The 1,682-nt window shown below is 45.2% G+C and carries 2 protein-coding genes; one reads left to right on the forward strand and one right to left on the reverse strand.

What is annotated here, in order from left to right; all coding sequences use genetic code 11:
- Positions 1-101: 101 nt before the first annotated feature.
- Positions 102-1,196: a carbohydrate porin gene (locus tag IQQ51_RS09415; protein ID WP_050620314.1), complete on the forward strand. Its 1,095-nt coding sequence runs from the start codon at positions 102-104 to the stop codon at positions 1,194-1,196.
- Positions 1,197-1,315: 119 nt separating this feature from the next.
- On the opposite strand, the gene IQQ51_RS26870 is transcribed toward IQQ51_RS09415, so the two are convergent.
- Positions 1,316-1,682: UTRA domain-containing protein (locus IQQ51_RS26870; protein ID WP_228012771.1), on the reverse strand; the 367-nt coding region annotated here is incomplete at its 5' end.

Below are 1,682 nucleotides of genomic sequence, written 5' to 3' on the forward strand. Positions count from 1 at the left end.
TTTTTCGCTTTACCCATGTCACCACCGTTCTAACTATCACAAAGGTTCAGATCACGGGACTTGGAAAAGGTTCAACTGATTTAGGCAACAACGCCGTTTATATGAAAAGCACATTCAAGCTGTCTTTAGCTGCTGTTTTAGTTTCTTCTGCAATGGGAGCTCATGCAGGCATTGCCATTGTTGATACAGAAGAAGGTAACTTCTCTGTTGGTGGTAACGTGGAGCTGAACTTCAACTACCAAGATAGAGAATCGAATGATAACGGTGACGCAGAGTTCAACCAAGATGGTCGAGTTCTGATTGAGTTCGCTGGCGAAAAGTACACCAGTAATGGTCATTATGTTGGGGTTAAAGCGCAGCCTCTATTTGAAAGCACAGGCAATGTCGCACTCGATGATGCCTACTTTGAGTTCGGCAAAAAAGACGGGTGGGCGATCAAAGCGGGTCGTTTTGAAGCCTACGATATGTTCCCTGTCGGGCTCGATGTTTTCCTAGAGTATTCAGGTGATACCTCAAATGAACTTTATACGGGTGGCAGCGCTTATGTGTATCAGATGAAAGAAGCTCGCGGTCGTGGTTCTGATGGTCAGTTGATGTATAGCCAAAGTTTTGGGGATCTGTATGTCGAGGTTGGTACGATGATCGGTGACCGCTCTGACTTGTTCTCTGATAGCTACCATGGTGTGGAAGTAGACCACGATAACGCCAAAGATGCCTTCCTTGTTCGCCCGGTTGTGTCATATAAAATGGGTGACTTTACTGTTGCAGCCTCAATGGAAACTAACTTAGTCAGCGATGCCGTTGTCGACACCTCGGGTAAAGATATCTCTGACCGAACTGGTTACGGCCTAACAGGTAATTGGTCTAATGATTCTTGGAGCGTTAACGCTAACTTTGCTTACTTAGATGCTGTCGATGAAACCAATGCAACCGCGGGTTTGAACGCGCTTTATAACAACTTCGGTATCGGTTACATCTATGGTGCGAACGAATATGATTCCACATGGGCAAAAGGCGATGTGACGGTTAACACGGGTTACGCATCTTATGAGTTCCAGAATGTACTCGAAGTACAAGACTTCTCTGTTCTTCTTGGTACTTACTACACGACAGTCGACAACGAGACGACCAATACGTCGGCGTTCTCTGAAGACGATGATTTTGGTGCTCGTGTACGTCTGTACTACGAATTCTAATAACGGTTGATTTAATTCTACTGACAACCCGCCACTGTGCGGGTTGTTGTTTTTTGGGGTACGGAAAATTCGAGACATTAAACGCGGGAAGACAAAGTGGCTCAATACAAATCAAGCCGTTACTTTTTGTCTCGGAAGCTCATGCTCTCACTGTTAAAAGGCGTGTGGTAAGTGCATTGGTAGTTGATGTCGATGATATCGCTGACGATGAACAGCTCACCCGATGCTAAGAAACCTCGGTTGGTGATATTCATCGCCGCCGCATTTTTTTTGCAGCCGAGCAACTCCGCATCTTCTTTAGAAACATTGATCGCTTGATACGTTGTTAAGTAGCTATCGATCTGAAGGCCTTTCGCTAGCGCATGTTTCTGGATTGAGCTTTCAATGATCTCGGCATTCATCTCTGGGAAGACACTGACAGGGATCTTGGCTTCTTCAATCTGAACTACTTTGTTGTTAATCAATCGAAGCCGTCTAATTTTCCAG

Origin of the sequence: Vibrio sp. OPT18, assembly GCF_015163615.1 — a bacterium.
In the GTDB taxonomy this organism is placed as follows: Bacteria; Pseudomonadota; Gammaproteobacteria; order Enterobacterales; family Vibrionaceae; genus Vibrio; species Vibrio coralliirubri.

What these genes read in the sequence shown, in the direction of transcription:
- IQQ51_RS09415 (WP_050620314.1), top strand. Translation starts at nt 102, where the DNA reads ATGAAAAGCACATTCAAGCTGTCTTTAGCTGCTGTTTTAGTTTCTTCT.